Annotated in this window: 7 protein-coding genes; 1 reads left to right on the top strand and 6 read right to left on the bottom strand. The window is 58.5% G+C overall.

What is annotated here, in order from left to right:
- Positions 1–5 precede the first annotated feature (5 nt).
- Positions 6–1,982, top strand: a complete 1,977-nt coding sequence (locus tag VFX97_17850; GenBank protein ID HEX5705067.1) for a YidC/Oxa1 family insertase periplasmic-domain containing protein — start codon at positions 6–8, stop codon at positions 1,980–1,982.
- Between the two features lie 286 nt (positions 1,983–2,268).
- Here the strand turns inward: VFX97_17850 and VFX97_17845 are convergent, their stop codons facing one another.
- The 6 genes from VFX97_17845 to VFX97_17820 form a co-directional block, all read right to left on the bottom strand.
- Positions 2,269–2,859 carry a dihydrofolate reductase family protein gene (locus tag VFX97_17845; protein ID HEX5705066.1) on the bottom strand — a complete coding sequence of 197 codons (591 nt, stop codon included), beginning with the start codon at positions 2,857–2,859 and terminating at the stop codon, positions 2,269–2,271.
- Between the two features lie 150 nt (positions 2,860–3,009).
- Entirely contained in the window at positions 3,010–5,514 is a 2,505-nt protein-coding gene (locus VFX97_17840; protein ID HEX5705065.1) for a PBP1A family penicillin-binding protein, read from the bottom strand.
- 313 nt (positions 5,515–5,827) lie between these two features.
- Positions 5,828–6,661 (bottom strand): patatin-like phospholipase family protein, encoded by an 834-nt coding sequence (locus tag VFX97_17835; protein HEX5705064.1) that lies wholly within the window; start codon positions 6,659–6,661, stop codon positions 5,828–5,830.
- Positions 6,662–6,738: 77 nt separating this feature from the next.
- Positions 6,739–7,422, bottom strand: a complete 684-nt coding sequence (locus VFX97_17830) for a hypothetical protein (GenBank protein ID HEX5705063.1) — start codon at positions 7,420–7,422, stop codon at positions 6,739–6,741.
- Positions 7,423–7,566: 144 nt separating this feature from the next.
- Positions 7,567–10,803, bottom strand: a complete 3,237-nt coding sequence (locus VFX97_17825; GenBank protein ID HEX5705062.1) for a POTRA domain-containing protein — start codon at positions 10,801–10,803, stop codon at positions 7,567–7,569.
- A 188-nt stretch (positions 10,804–10,991) separates the two neighbouring features.
- On the bottom strand, positions 10,992–15,878 hold the full coding sequence (locus tag VFX97_17820) for a translocation/assembly module TamB domain-containing protein (GenBank protein ID HEX5705061.1): 4,887 nt from the start codon (positions 15,876–15,878) through the stop codon (positions 10,992–10,994).
- Between the last annotated feature and the right edge of the window lie 98 nt (positions 15,879–15,976).

The following is a 15,976-nucleotide window of genomic DNA, read 5'->3' as shown; positions in this document are numbered from 1 at the left end:
GTCTAGTGAAGTCACAACAACGATTCATTTTCGCGTTAGTCGCGTCAGCCGCGGTGCTGATTGGTTGGAACTATTTTTTTCCTCCGGTTCCGCCGCCGCCGCCTAACGCAAACGCGAACGTCAACGCTAATCAACAGGTGGCTCAGGCCTCGCCGCAATCGACGGCGCAGGCGTCTGCGCAAGTTTCGCCGTCAACCACACCGCAACCAGCCGCCACCGCCACTCCTTCATCCGCGCAACCAGCGGCTTCGCCGACACCGACACCCGAGGTGGTTCAGCAGCGTAAGATTCGCGTGGTCACTCCGCTTTACGAAGCGACATTCGACACGCGTGGCGCCGTTGCCACCAGTTGGATCGTAAAGCAGGTTAAGCGCAGTGACGGAACGTTGCGGAAAATTTATGGTGAAGGATCGACGCGTGATAATCCAAAACCGCTGGAACTCGTAACGAAACGGCCGGAGTCAGTGGCGCCGGAAAAGACTTTTCAGCCATACCAGATTGTCACTGGTGACGCTACGCTCGATACCACACTCGCCGGAAACAACTTCAAAGTTGCCGCCCCGGTTTCAGAATCTGGTGACGCGACGGTCGATGTGACATCCGCCGGGCAATCCATCGTTTTCACGTTGAACGATTCGGCGACCGGGACTGATGTCACAAAGGAAATTACATTCTTTCCCGACCGCTACCTCACGGAAGTGAAGGTCAAGGTCGCACGCAACAATCAGGCGCTTCCGGCGAAACTCGCGCTCGGGCCCAGCATCGGCGATCAAGGCATCGCTTATTACGGCTTCTATCTCTATCCCCCGGAAGGCCTCGCCATGATTAACGGCGAGACGCGCCGCATTCCTTCGTTGGAAGTGCACGCTGACCGTCGCAACACCGGCACCATCAACTGGATGTTGGAAGGGATCGGTCTGAAGTCGCCGGTGCCGAAGCCTGTCGATCAAGAAGTGATCGACGGCCAGGTGCAATGGGCCGGCGTCGATGACACTTATTTTGGAATGGTCGGGGTGTTAGCCAAGCCGGCGACGGGTCTCGAATACCGGACCGCCGCTTACGAGCACAAATACGACGGGAATACCGAGCAGCGCTTTCTGGTCACCGGCCTGCTACCCGTGCCGACTGACGGATCGAAAACCGACATCTACGTGGGCCCGAAAGACCACCGCCTACTCGACGAAGCCAGTGCGCAAGTTAAACAGACAGGTGGTCCCCAGGTCGATCTCGGCGAAGTAATCAACTACGGATTTCTCGGCGGCATGCGGCGCGCCCTCGCCATTCCAATTCTTTGGGCGATTGAAAAACTGCAGCGCATGACCGGCAGCTACGGCGTCGCGATCATCCTCTTCACGGTCTTCATTTACTCGCTGTTCATGCCCTTGAAGTGGGTGTCGTCGCGCAAGATGAAGAAGGCGCAGAAATACGCGCCGCGGATGAAGGAGCTGCAAGAGAAGCTCAAGGGGATGAAGCAGACCGATCCGCGTTTGAAAGAGTTGCAGATGGAGCAACTGCGTTTGATGAAAGAAGCGAACCCGCTCGGCGGATGTTTGCCGCTCTTGATTCAGATGCCTTTTCTTTTTGCGCTCTATACGGCCTTGACGATCTCGATAGACTTTCGTCAGGCGTCATTTTTGTGGATTCCTGATCTTTCCGCGCCTGAGCCTTACCTGCTCGGCTTCATCCGCACGCTGCCGGTTCTCTTCACGGCTTCAATGATCGTCCTGCAGTTGCTGACGCCGGCGCCTTCGGCCGATCCGCTCCAACGCAAGATGATGGCGATCGGCATGCCGCTCTTCATGCTCTACATTCTGTGGAGCGCGCCTTCGGGACTGTTGCTTTACTGGCTGGTCGGCAACATTGTCGGCTTCTCACAACAGATGATCATTAATCGCTTAACCAAAGAACCGGAAGAGCCGCCGCCGGACGAGAAAACGGCGAAGAAGAACAAGCCTAAGAAGTTGAAACCGGCGGAAGCGTGACGTGTCAACCTCATGGTCAGGAACAGGCGCTTGCGCGCGCTCTGTTAGAGGCGGGCTACCACCCGCCTTTTTCTCAGCCGCGTAGCGGCGCAATGTTTATAGAACCGGCTGCTTTTAATTTCTTCTGAGCTCCGAAGGAGCGAAATGCTTCTGTCGCCCGTAAACGGGCTCAAAATATTTCTTTAGCCCTGGATCTATAAACTTTTCGTCCCTAACGGGACGAAGAAGACGGGCAGTAGTCCGCCTCCAAACTTTCTTAGTTCTTAGTCGCTCGGGTCTTTCCAAACTAGCGCGCGCGTTTACGTGCCCGACGTGAAGGTCGGACTCTTGACACTGCGTAGTGCAGCCTCAACACGCCATCCGAATACTTCTTCGTTGAAAGCAGCTTTAGCGGCACAGTGCGATGGCGCGGCGCGATGAGCGGAATGCCTTCGCCGATGAAGGTGGGCATCATGTGGATGATGAACTCGTCGATCTCGCCTTCATCCAGAAACGAACCGATGATTCCGCCGCCCCCCATCATCCAAATGTCTTTGCCCTTACGCGCGCGCAGACGCTTCGCGAACTTCTTGATTGGTTCTTTCACGAACTCAAAACCGCGCAATAGTTTCTTCGGTGGCCGACGGCGCGAGAAAACGTAATTTCGACAGTCCCGGCCGTCATCCGGTATCTCGAGTCCTTCCGAGACGAACTTCACTGCAGTGTCGTAGGTCTTTCGCCCATACAAAATGGTGTCGATCGATTTGTAGAACGCGGCCATGCCGTAGTCCTCGCCTTTTGGCACCGGCCGATCGAGCCAATCAACCGCACCATCCTTGCGCGCGATAAAACCGTCCGCGGAGGTGGCGATGTAAACGATGATTTTGCGTTTGGGCATGTCAGCAGGAGTTTTACCACAGAGGACACTACAGAAGAACTTTAGAGATAGTTTAGAGGCGGGCTACCGCCCGCCAATTCCTGCGTTAAACCGGCGGGCAGTAGCCCGCCTCTAAACCGCCCTAAATGATCTGTGGTGAAAGTGACCCGATTAACGGTCGAGAGACCGCATTTCGTTGACCAGCACGCGTCGTCCTGAAGCGTCCGTATCAACGCGAGTTTCACCGGGACTAGTAAGTTTCTCGAGTGGAGGTCTCGCCGGATTCACAAAACGTCGATCGTGCTTCGCCATCATAGGTTCCACGGTCTCGGACGACTCGGCGAAATCGAAGGACGGGTTATGGCGGAGACATTCGGTCGTAGGTTGTTGCGAGAGCAGAATTGCGATGCGCTCGTGTTGCGGGCACGCGCCCATCGTGATCTGATTCGACGCCGGATCGACATCAACAAGCGCGACGTCTTCCGGCTGAGCAAATAATTTACCACCGAGCTCAGGCCGCAGATCGACGGCCGATTTCATGAAATCCATCCAAATCGGCAGCGCTGCTTCGCCGCCCGTCATCCCCAGTTGTTTGTTATCGTCAAAGCCAACCCAAACGGCCACGACCAGGTTCGGCGTATAGCCTACGAACCAACCGTCCCGCGACGTGCCTGTCTTACCGGCGAGCGCAGTGTTCCTGAGCAATGCCCGGGCACGCGTCGCGGTGCCGTGGTCGATAACGCCTTCGAGCATATTGGTGACGATGAACGCGGTGCTCGGCTGAATCACTTGCGCGCCTGGTTGCGCGTCGCCTGAAGATTTCACCACACGGGGCTGGATGCGGCTTCCGCCATTGGCGAACACGGCGTAGGCGGCCGCCATTTGCAACGGCGTCACCTCGGTTGTTCCGAGGGCCAGCGCCGGAAACGGCTCAGGGCGAGGCAAGCCAAAGTCGCTTGCGATGTTTGCTGTGCGCGCCAGTCCCGTCTGCATCGCGACATCCACCGTCACCACATTGAGGGAGTTGATGAGCCCATCCCGCATCGGCACGTCGCGCATCGAAAAGCCGCCGCCGAAATTCGCCGGACGATATTTCGCCGTGCCGGCGTATGTGAACGATCGCGGCGCGTCGGTGAACTTCGCGAGCGGCGAGATACCGCTCTCGAGCGCCGCCGCATAAACAAATGGCTTGAATACCGAACCCGGCTGTCGTTTGGCGTCGGTCGCGCGATTGAGTTGCGATTCCGCATAGTCCCGGCCGCCGACCATCGCCAAAACCTCGCCCGTGTTCGGATCGAGCGCAACCAGCGCCACCTGCGGAGTTGCGCCACGCGCTTTGTAAGTATCGTCCAGCCGTGCGACCTGCTTCCTGGTCGCTTGTTCGGCGGCGGCTTGTAGATCGAGATCAATCGTGGTGACGAGTTGCTTGTCGCCTTCGGGTGCTTCTCGGTTCGCGTAATCGACGAAGTATGGCGCCGACGATTCACGTGCCGGATCGAAATTGGCCAGCGACAATGGTTCCTGCGCGGCGGCCGCTGCCTGCGCAAGAGTGATGTGACCGTCGCGCACCATCGTGGCCAAAACCGTGTTGCGTCGCATGCGTGTTTCGTCGGGAGAACGCACCGGTGAATAACGCGCGGGACTTTGAATCATTCCGGCCAGCGTCGCGGCTTCAACCAGAGTCAGGTCCTGCAAGTCTTTTCCGAAATAGACGCGCGCAGCTTGATCAACGCCACGCACACCGACGACATTCCGCTGTCCCAGGTAAACTTCGTTGCAGTACAGCGCGAAGATGTCCTGCTTTGACAGCCGGCGTTCCAAACTGAATGAGAGCATTGCTTCAGCGTACTTGCGCCGGAAGGTCCGTTCCGGCGTCAGGTAAGTGTTCTTGATGAGCTGTTGCGTGATGCTCGAGCCGCCTTGCCCGATACGTTCTTGGCCGGCGTTCCGAATCAACGCGCGCCCGACGCCGAATATGTCCAGCCCGTGATGATCAAAGAAACGACGGTCTTCAATAGACGTAATCGCGTGGACCAATACCGGCGGAATGTCCTTGAAAGTCAGCTGCCGGCGCGCCGCGCCTTTCGTGAAGGCGTCGTTCGTGAGCGACTCAGGCGCGAGCGTAAAGGAATCCAGCGTCACACCGTCGCCCAATAGATCTCTAATGCGGCCGCGGCCATCGAAAGTCACGCGAACAACCGCAGGCGAGGTTTCGCGACTGCTCGGCTTGATCTCGATGGCGGCATCTTCAACGCGAAAGCTACCGTTCCACACTTCGCTGACCGCATCGCTTTCAATATATCCCGCGCGACGCAGCGCGACAGCCAATCCAGCGCGTGTGATTTTTTGCCCGGCTCGAAGTGTTCTGGGCGCCGCATAGATTCCGGCGCGGCTGGTGAGATAACCGTGCGTCAGGCGCTCATCAACCAAGCGCGCGTACGAGCGGTACGAGCTAATCAAGACAACCGAGAGCGAAACTGTCGCGATGGCGCAAGCGACCGCGGCGATTCGCATTGTGCGGCGAAACACACGCCGGTTGTGCCAGCGTTGGGCTGTGGCTTTCTGCCGCCGCTGAAGCGCGGCGTTTGAAAAAGAAATTTTGGGGCTTTGCTTCTGTCGCGAGAATCTTCCCGTCAACAAACGCAAAGCCCCCGAGGCTAGCGCTGAGCGATCCATCAGTTCAATCCGTTAGCTCTAGGAAACGGTGAATGGGGGCGAAATTGTAGTGAACGAGTCAGTTCAAAATGCTTGCTTAGCTCAAGACGTTTCGACGCCAGTAATCCGAGCAAGTTTAGAGCCACGTAAAGTGAGCGTGTTTAGATGCCGCACTGTGCGGTTAAAGGTGAACAAAGTAACCAGGGTTTCTGGCCCCCCTCTCCGCAGGCGGAGTGGGGACGGGGGAGAGTTTAGATGCGGCTTCTAACCCCTCCTCGCGGGCGGGGAGGGGAAAACCAGACAAGGACGTCATGATTTAGGACAAGTGCGGAATCTAGACCAGCGCCGGGGATATTTGGGCGGGCTTGCGCTCGATGAGCGACTTAATCTTATCGATGGATTCTGCGGCCGCTTCGTACCCCAGCCTAACCAGTTCGTCAGCACGCCGCGTTTGATCCCAGCGGATGTGACCGACTTTAGGAGTGATCAGAACATCAGCGTCACCACGATCTTGATTAGCGACGACTTTTTCGACGGCGACAAAGACGTGCGCCAGCACTCCCATCGCTGTTTTCGGACCGTTAAAGAATCGGGCGCCGTCAAAGTTCACATCGCTCGCGATCACGTAATCCACGTCGAAGGCGCGCACGTGACTGATCGGCAGGCTTGCGACCAGGCCTCCGTCCACCAACCACCGGCCATCCGGATCGCGAACCGGAACGTAAAACGCCGGGATGCACGTGCTGGCGCGAATCGCAAACGGCACGTCGCCTTCATCGCGATGGACAACCGCCGAGCCCTTGTGCAAATCCATCGTCAGCGCGGCGAAAGGAATTTTGAGGTCCTCGAACCGAGTCACCGGCAAGATCGCGCGCAGAAAAGTTTCCATGCGCTGGTTCGATTGAAGTCCCAGCCGGGAAAAAGAAGGCCGCCCCATGTGACGCCAGCGAAACTTCTTCGCCAGTTCTTCGAGCTGCGGAATTGAAAGCCCCGCGGCGTAAGCGCCGCCAATCAATGCGCCCGCCGATGCACCCGCAATCGCGTCGACAGGAATATTGTTTTCCTCGAGCGCGCGCAGGACTCCGACATGAGCGATGCCGCGCGCGGCGCCGCCAGAAAGGGCGAGTCCGATTCGTGGGCGATTGTAGTGCTGTTGGTTGTTTGACATGTTTAGAAGCGGGCTACGGCCCGCCTGTTTTCAATTACGTGGCGGGCGGCAGCCCGCCTCTAAACGATCGACCAGTTTCACACCGGATTCAGAACAACAATCTCTGTTCCCGGCGCCTCGCGCAATTCGTCAATGAATTTGTCGATTTCGGTTTCGATCTTCTCTTCCGTCAAATCGCGAGTAATTGCAGCGCGCACCTGTTCCAGCGTCGGAACAATCTGGCCGCTGTTTCGCAGGCGTCCGTACTTTTGGTTATAGCGGTCCTCGACTTCTCGATCGGTTATCACCGCAAAGGCGCGGAAACGAAAATCGAGGTACTGCTCGACCATGACGCGATCGCGTAGAATCAGATCGAGTTGCTCGCTCGTCAGTCCGACGCGAGTCATCCGCTCCTCGAGTCGCGTTCCGGATCCAAATGCCTGCGCAAGTTCGTTGCGTTTCTTGACCACTTCAGCATCGCGCGCCGCATTCGCTTCCGTCGTATCGGCGCTGGGCAGCTTGCGCGCCTCCTGCAAAATCAGCAGTTGATCTTCAACCAGGCGCAAGGCGCGGTTCAGCTGCACCGAACCTGGCCGTTCAGAGAAGGGCGTGTCAGGTTCGAGCGCGAGTTGCCAGACGAGATCCGAATAAGTGATGAGATCCGGTGTGGCGCGCGCCCCGTTAGTGACGCTGGCGACCATTTTGTCAGGCGTCGTTTGCGCCTCCGCGCGAGTGAGCAGTGAGCAGTGAGCAGTGAGCAGCAGAAATAGCGTGAGCAGCAAACGGTAGGCAGTGGGTAGCCGGCGAGGCGTAGCCTCGCCTCGATAATTTAAGTTGCGAACGGAAAGGCGTAGCCTTTCACTGTGCTGCGGCAAAGCCGCAAATCTTGTTTTCTGCTTACTGCTCACTGCCCACTCGCTCACTTTCTAAAAAGTCTGACTAAACCTGAACTGGAATTGTCCCTTCTGAATCTGGAACACGGTTGTGGTCGGATTCGGCGTATTCAGATTCTGCGGAATCAAGAACCGCGACGGATTCAAAAGAAATCCATAGTCCACCGCGAGCGCGCCGCCCAGCGGAGTCTTGAATCGAAAACCGAGCCCAACCGTATGACTCCAGCGGACGCGCAGGTTTTGCGCGTTCACATCTTCGACGAAATTGCCTGTTGGGGTGATCGGCTTCCGGCTAAAAATGTCGCCGATACTCCGGAACACGTTGCCGCCGTCGTAGAACGGCACAATTTGCACGTCGCGCGTCAACGGGATGCGCGCTTCCAGGTTCGCTACGACCTCAGCGTTGCCGCCGATGGGCACCGTAAAGGGATCAAGTCTAATCACATTATTGTCTCGGTCGCGGAACTCGCCTTCGGGAACAATCACCTGGCGCGGCCCAGCTTCTTCAAACGGATATCCACGCAGGGTCGTCGAACCGCCCGAGAAAAACCGTTCGCTGATGGGCAGCAAGCGATCGAAGTCGTCGATGCGGCCATTGCCATTCTTATCGCGCACGTCAAACAGCTGCGCCAGCCCCACCGTCAGGTTCCCCGCCAGTACGGTGCCGCGCGGTCCGAACTTGTAGTACGTGCGATACGTCGAAAGAAAACGCATGAACGAAGTGTTGCCGCCCAGGGCCTTCGCCGCCCAACTGAAATCCGCCGACAAGAAATGGCCGCGCGTCGCGTCGGTCTGGTTATAGCGGCACACTTCACCGGAACGGATGCGTTCCTCCTCGCCGCTGACCACCACGCCCGGCAAGCGCCGTTCGCATCGCTCGCGCGTATCCATTACAAACGAAGTTCCGAAGCGCGACATGCGCACAACCTGATCGGGCCGCAGGACGTCTTTGAGCAGCAGACTCTCGATATTGCGGAGGCGCACGTCCTCGTACACGTAACGCAGGAACAGGATGCTGTGCCGTTTTTGGCTGAGGACGCGCTGCGTTTCAGCCGTGAAGGTCAGCCGATCGATTTCTGGTTCACCGGCAGGATTGCCAAACTGGTCAATCGGATTGCCATCCTCATCCAGTCGCTGCACGATGCCGAAGGTGCCGCGATCGATTGTTGAGCGGAAAAAACGCGTGATCGTCGAGTCGCGGAAATATTGAAGTGACAGAGCGAGCGGTGCGAATTGGTCTTTTCGATAGCGCGCGAACCGCGGATCGAGAAACTCGAAACGGACGATCTGCTGACGCTGGCTGCCGCGCAGCCGAACGGCCGCCGTGCGCAGCTTGTTCATGAAATTGACGTTCGTCAGTTCCATCAAACCAAGGGCGCCGGTGTCGGTCGAAAACCCGCCGCCGTATTCAATCACCCGCGGCTTCGTTTCTTCCACGTCGATGACGACGTCGTATTTTTTCTCACCTGTCGGCGTTTCGCCCGCTGGCTGTTGGCTGATCAGCACCTGGCGGAAGGCGTCGGTCATATACAGCGCGCGTTCGGCTTCGGTGATGCGATCGGCGCGCAAAGGATCGCCCGGATGCAGCGGAATCGCGCGAATGATCGCGTCGCGCTTCTTGCGCTGGGTGCCGGCGCTCCCGGTCACGCCGTTGACCAGAATCTCATTGACGATTGCCTTGGCGCCTTCCTTGGTCACGTTAAAGACGACGCGCACTTGCTCGTCATCGCCCTGCTTTGGCAATTCGTCCACGGCCACGCGGATGTCGGCTTCGATGTAGCCTTCGCGGGCGTACAGGTTCAGCAAACGGGCCGCATCGCCGCGCACCTGGGAACGCGAGTAAGGCGCCTGCTTCACAATCGAGATCTCTTTTTGCAGACGTTCCTGATCGAAAACCGTCGCGCCCCGGACTTCGGTTTCTGCGACGCGCGTCAGGGGCCCTTCCTCGACATTGAAGGTGATGATTAGATCCTCACCGGCGATCGAAATACCCTGAAGCACCGTCGCGCGTGCTTTCCGGTAACCCATTTCTTTCATGTAGGCTTCGACGGTGCGGCGGTCTTCTTCCAGCAGCGCGTTGCTGGTAAAGCCGCGACCCAACCCGCCGATGAAAGGCAGGAACGAGAGGGCGTTCGCCTTGCGCGACTTCAAGTAATCGAGAATGTCCGCGGGCGCGAGTTTGTCGGTTCCGGTAATGCGAATGTCCGTCAGTTTCAGCTGGCGGTTTAGCGTGACATCGTAAGTGACGGTGACCGTGTGCCCGGTCAGCGCGTCGGGGACAAGGTTGCGGCAGGTTTCATTCGATCCGTTGTCCACGGTGTTCGGCGTCGCCGGAGTCACCGTACATACCGGCGTGATCTCAGCAAAGAAGTAACCGTCTTCCTGCAGACGATTGCGCAGGCGGCGCCCGCCTTCTTCAATCACTGAATAGTCGAGATTGCCTTCGCGCCTCAGCGGCAGCAGTTCACGCTGGGTTTTCGCTTTGAGGTTGTAGTTGTTGAAAGCAATGTGAACCAGGGGCCCGGGATTACCAGTCACTTCAATGGTGATCTCGTTTGTTTCCGGATTACGCTCGACGCGCGGGTCCTTCAGCGTGGGCGACAGAAAATCTTTTGCGAGCAGCGCCTGTCGAATCCGGTTCATATCTTCGCCCAAAACGTCGCGCGTAAACAGCGCGCCTGGTTGAAGTTTCAAAGTCGGACGGACGGATTCCGCCACGCCTTCGACGTTCAACTCCTTCGCGATGTCAAAGGTCGCGACGCGCGCGGGCGCACCGGGCGTTACCGCGTAGATAACGCGCCGCCGCGTGCCGGTTGAGTCGGTCGGATCAGGTTCTTCAGTGTGTTCGACGCTCGCGTTGTAGTAACCACGATCGCGCAGGTAAGCCTGAATCTCGTCGGCGTTTCGTTCGATCGACTGCAACGAGAATCGTCGTCCCGGCTCAAGTAGATTCAGGCGCGCGCGAATCTCATCCGTCGCGATCGGAACACCGGTCGCCTCGCCGACGCGGACGGTGACGCCCGCAATTACCAGTTGTCTCGTGATGATGAAGCGGACGCGAATGGGGCTGTTCGCGGTGCCCGGCTGCACTTCCGTAACTTCGATGCGCCCGTTCGCGACGCGATCGGAAGCGAACAGATCATGAAGCGACTGTCGCGCGGCGACCGCGGTGTATTCACCGCCGCTTTTGATTCGCACGACCGACAGGAACTCAGCTTGAGCGGAAGGATCAGCCGGCGTGCCTTCGAGCACGACCTCGACGGAAGCCACAGGACGGTGTTCGTAGTCACCGACCTGAGCGAAGGCGGCGGAAGGCAGAAGGCAGAAGGCAGTAAGCAAAAGGCAGAAGGACAGTAGGCAGCGGGCAGAACGCAGAAGGCCGCAAGAGACGTCTCGTCCCGCTGCCTTCTGCTTTCTGCCTACTGCCTTTTGCCTATTGCCCGCTGCCTTCTGTCTTTTCAAAATCTCTTCCTGAACCTGATTTCAAAACTGAAATTGTTGTTGCGGTTGCTCAGATTCCGCTGCGAACCTTGTTCGTACTGCGCGATGAACGACAAACGATTCGAGACGCGATACTCGACGGCCAGGACATGGTTCGGATCCGACGCGAGACTGGTCGAATAAGTCACCGTAACGTCCTTACTGATGCGCTGTCCGACCGTAAGTCGCGCCGTCGGTGTCGTTCCGGTGCCACTGATTACCGGATTAATTTCCAGCCGGCTCAAGCCAAACAACTTGTTCGTCGCGCGCGATATCGGCGTGTTGATAATCGCATCCGTTAACAAGCTCGCCGCGGTGCCCAGGCCTGACTGGGCCAACACCGAAGTGTTCTGCTCACTCGAAGACAGCGAGCCGGTAAGAATTAACGAGACGACGTCGGCCTGTGGCAGGGCGGGCTCAGAACCGACGGTAGTGTTCGGATTCGACAGCGGGCCGGTGATGCCAACCCTGACGCGATAGCCGCGAATCACTGATTCGCCCGCGATGTTGAGAATCGGATCGGCGCTGAGTCGTCCCGGAAAATCGACCAGGCCGCGCGTCAGCTCGTAAGGACTGTTGCGGAAGTTGAGCGTGCCACTGGTTGCCGTTACCCGGCCTTGAATGGCCGGCGCACCAATCGGGCCATCGAGACGCAGGTTGATGGACGCGACCACATTGCCGAGGTTGTTGCGCATCACGAGCGCGTTCCGGCCTTCGACCCTAACGCCGCTCAGCACTGCCGTTTCGGCAAACGAGAACTGGCCGCCTTCTTCGATTGTTGTCTCAGGCCGCTGATCGATCAGATCTGCAAGATCGACGTCCTTGGTGTATTCAGTCCGCTTCACGTTCACATAGCCGGTGATGAACTGACTGGTCATGTCTCCGTTCAGCGAAAGATCGGCGGTGACGGTTGAGCGAAAATCTTTCGGATAGTTGAGCGTGACGTTTTCGCCGCGCAGGTTGAGGGCGAATCGGCCGCGCGCCGAGCCGGCCAGCAACGCGCCGCCGGAAGCTGTAACTCTGCCGCCGCCCAACGTGCCTTCCAGCCGCTCGATTTGCGCCTGATTCGAATTGAATCGGATAAGACCGGTCAGGTTGGAAAGAGTGATCGTCTGGTCGCCGGAGAACACTGAGACCGAGGCGCCGTTAACTTCGGCGGTTCCCAGGAAGCGTGGATCTTCGTAACTGCCGGTGATGCGCAGGAAGAGCCTGGCCACCCCTGAAGAGAAAACGTCCGGCGAGATACTGCTGAAGATTCGCAGGTTAACGTCGCCGTTGATAGCCAGGTTTTGCCGGCCGCCCACGCCCGTCGCAACTGTCCCGGCGACTGTCACGTTCGTTCCGGGACCGGTGAAGCGCGTCTCGCGAAACGTCACTTCATTCGGCGCAAAGTCGATGACCAGCGGTCCCGTCGGATTCAAAGTGATCTCATCTTTTCCAGGATCGCGAATGACGCGCAACGTCAGTTCAGTGAACGTGGCTGAGCCGCTGAGACCGCGCCAGGAAAGGACCTCTTCGCCCGCTTCGTTCTCAGTCATCAGGTTGCCGGATAGTTTCAACGTGCCGCTCGCGCGGCCGGTAACAGCCACTTGGGTTTCGGGCAATATGATCTTCAGCAGCTGGGTCAGATCGGCGCCGGTAATGTTCGACTCAACGACGGCGGGAAGTTTTTCATTTGAGAGATCGACACGCGCGGTGACTGTTTGCGGCTGCTCGCCCAGCAATCCGGTCGTGCTGAAAGTTATGTTGAGTTGCTTGTTCTCGGTGACACCGGCAAGTTTCAGCGCGCCCGCGGGGCGGCCATCGACAGTGACGTCGGTGCTGTCGGCGTTGAAGTTGATTTGATACGAAGTGATGTCCGTGAAAATTCCTGAAGCGGTGGCCGTCAGCTTTGCCGTCCCGCCGAACTTGGGCATGCCCGGCCGGCTCGCAAGCGCCGCCAGGCGCTCGATCTGCACGCCATCGCCGCTGAACTTCACGTCGAAAGCTTTCGTTTCCGTGTCGTACTTGCCGCTGCCAACGATGTGCCCGGCATCGAACACCGCATCAATGCTGTCGATGTTCACGGTCGAACCGGCGAACGTCGCGCGCGCCGTCAGGCTTTGAAGCGGCTCGCCGGCCAGACGTCCTTTGCCGAAGCGCAGGTCGGCGACACCGGTCATCTTGTTGGGAATGCCGCTGATCTTTATTGAGCCCGATGCCTCTCCTTCGGTGCTGCCGAATTGGTCGCGTGTGCCACCGGCCATGGGCATGGCGGCAATCAGGTTTGCCGTATTCATCCGGTCGAGCGTCGCTTCGATAGACGTGTTGCTATCGCCCACGCGCGGAATCACCAGCGCGAACTGTGCCCCGCCGCCGTTCGGTTGAATCAGCCGTCCGTTGTTTACGCGCGTTTCAATTGCCGTAGTAGCGATGTCCGCGTTTAACGATCCGAGGTCGCGCCCGTTGACGATCAGCGAGCCGAGTTCGGCGTGACCGGTTACCAGCGGGTCCTTCAACGCGCCGGCCAATGTGCCGTTGAAATTTAGTTTCCCGGCGAGATCGATTCCGTAGGTCTGAAACTGCTGTTCGACCTCGGGCAGGGCGCCTGACGAGATCAGCAAGCGTTGAATCTCAGACGCATCAGTGGAAGCCACATCGACGCGCAGGTTCGAAATCGGTTCTTCGATCGAGAACTGGCCCGCAGCGTTCAGTTTCGTGGCCGTTGTTTGCAGGTTCGCGCGCTCAATCTGAAAGACTCCGCGATTGGCGGTGATGGCAACGTCGCCCGAGAGCGGCGCGAAATCGGCTGCGGAAGGCGCGCCCTGCAACTGCGCGTTCACGTTTCCCGTCGCAGTCGCCAAATCTGTGCCGGTCAGAGTGAGATCCGCACGACCAGTGGCGCGGCTGGAAACGGGCACCGCGCGTCCGGAGAGCATCGCGATGAGCGCGCCGAGATCGAAATTGTTGAAGTCGGTCGAGACTCGCGACGTGCCCGTCTTTGTCAGCGCAATCGTGGCGTTGCCGCTCGCGCGTCCGTCTAATGCTTCAGCCACAAACTCTTTCAGCTCGATCCGATCGCTCGAGGCGACGACCGCGGCACGCGCCGGGCCAAGCTTCATCTCGCCCAGCACGCCGCCACCCAAACTCAGATCCGCGCTGGCGCGATATCTTCCGGAAGGCTCGAGCGTGAACGATGGCCGCGCCAGCTTCACGTTCTCGACCTGACCGTTCTCAAGCTTCACCGTTCCCGCATTGATGTCGTTGGTGGCGCCCTGGACGCGTCCGTTACGAACTGCCAGTCGTACGCCGGCGATGTTGAGGCTGCCCGTTTGCACGCCGGAAGCGTGGATGGCGCCGACTTGCACTTCCTGGACAGTGACGTTGGTGACGTCGCCGCGACTGTTGGCAGAGATGTTCCTGGCGGTCAGCCCATCAATCGTCGCGTCCTTCGACTGAATCTTGCCGGCTTTTGCCGTCGCAACCGTCGCCGTGGTGACGCCGTTTTCGGATCTGACGCGAATGTCGTTGGCCTGGATACCTGCGGCCCGTGCGGTGGCAGTGGTAAGCGTGCTGCCGATTAGTTGGGGCGCTGTGACCGTTAAGACTCCGCCGCGATATTCAGCAACGGCATCGCGCAGAATCAGGCCGGTTATGGTTGTGCCGTAACTCTTTTCCGCCGCCGCGCGCAGGTCGCCGACCCAGCGAAAGTCTGAGCCCGTGCCCATTACGCCGCCGGTTATTTGCACCGAGTTCAACTGAAAGTCGCCGGCGGTCAAAAGCTGCGCGACGGCGCTTCCGTTGAAGTCGTAACTTTCTCCCTGGCCCGATCCTTTGGCCGTCACGTTCAGGCCTTGCAGACGAATGTTGCCGGCGGCCAGCGCATCGGATTTCACACCGCCATTGATCTGATACTTATCGCCTTCACCGGTAATGGTGGCGGTGAAGTTGCCAACGCCGCGCAACGCTGTGCCGGTGGCCAGGACATCGGACATCTGAGTGAGATCGACGGTGGAGGTAACGTTGAAGTTGTATTTCAGCGCGCGCCAATCATCCATCACGCCGTTAAGTTTTGCTTCGGCAACTGGCGAACGGATGTTCAGCTCCTGAATCTCAGCGCGCGTTTGGTTCACGCGGCCACGAGCGTCGATATCGATGTTGTTGATGGGCCGGCCATCGTACGCGAAGGTTGAGTTCGTGGACGTCAACGTAACGGTGTTCATCCAACTCTCCGCCGGCGCGTTTGGATCGTCGGGTTGAATCGTTGCCCGCAGGTTGCGCGCTTCGCCCGACAAACTGTGCAGCGCATCGCCGTAGTGAATCAGACCATTCTTCAGCTCGATACGAGCCGTCGAGTACGCGAACAGAATCCGCTTGTTTGGTTCGGGCGGTGGCATCCGCAAGTTGCGGAAGTTGGATTGACCTTGCGCGTCGAAGTTCACCCACAGCTCGAGCCCTTCGATCTGCAAATCCTCCAGGTTGAGGTTGCGCTGCAGGTTCAGCGCGTAAAGATCCTCGATGCGAACGGTCGCGACCATCCGATCAATTTTGCCGAGCTTCTCGCCGGTTTGGGCGTCGTAAAGTTCGACGCCGAGCATCTCGACGGTTTGCGGACCTACGGATACAGCGGTGCGGAACTCTCGTATCTCGGCGCGCACCCCATAAGTCGCGAGGGTGTTCTTTACCTGGCTGGCGATGTACGCATCAACGTAACCGAACCGGTAGCTCAACAGGGCAATCAAAATCAGCGCCACGATGCCGACCGCGGCGACGATGGCGACAATGATGGTATTGCGGCGGTTTAGGAACCGGCGTCGTCGTCGTAGCGCAGGCGACGGTGACGCGCTGGGTTTAGTTTCGGCAGGCTCTTGATCGTTCACAGGCATTGACCGGCAGTCGCGACCACGGCTGAACAGTAACTGAGATTTTACAGGAGAGCGGGAAAAGTAGAAGTCAGATGTCAGAAATCAGATGTCTACCAACG

It is taken from the genome of Pyrinomonadaceae bacterium (assembly GCA_036277115.1).
In the GTDB taxonomy this organism is placed as follows: domain Bacteria; phylum Acidobacteriota; class Blastocatellia; order Pyrinomonadales; family Pyrinomonadaceae; genus UBA11740.
The sequence above is the reverse complement of the archived record's forward strand: the minus strand, read 5'-3'. Positions and strand labels throughout refer to the sequence as shown.

Bases quoted from the DNA above. Each gene is read 5' to 3' on its own strand.
- VFX97_17845 (HEX5705066.1), bottom strand. From the start codon at position 2,859: ATGCCCAAACGCAAAATCATCGTTTACATCGCCACCTCCGCGGACGGT.
- VFX97_17840 (HEX5705065.1), bottom strand. From the start codon at position 5,514: ATGGATCGCTCAGCGCTAGCCTCGGGGGCTTTGCGTTTGTTGACGGGA.
- VFX97_17835 (HEX5705064.1), bottom strand. From the start codon at position 6,661: ATGTCAAACAACCAACAGCACTACAATCGCCCACGAATCGGACTCGCC.
- VFX97_17820 (HEX5705061.1), bottom strand. From the start codon at position 15,878: ATGCCTGTGAACGATCAAGAGCCTGCCGAAACTAAACCCAGCGCGTCA.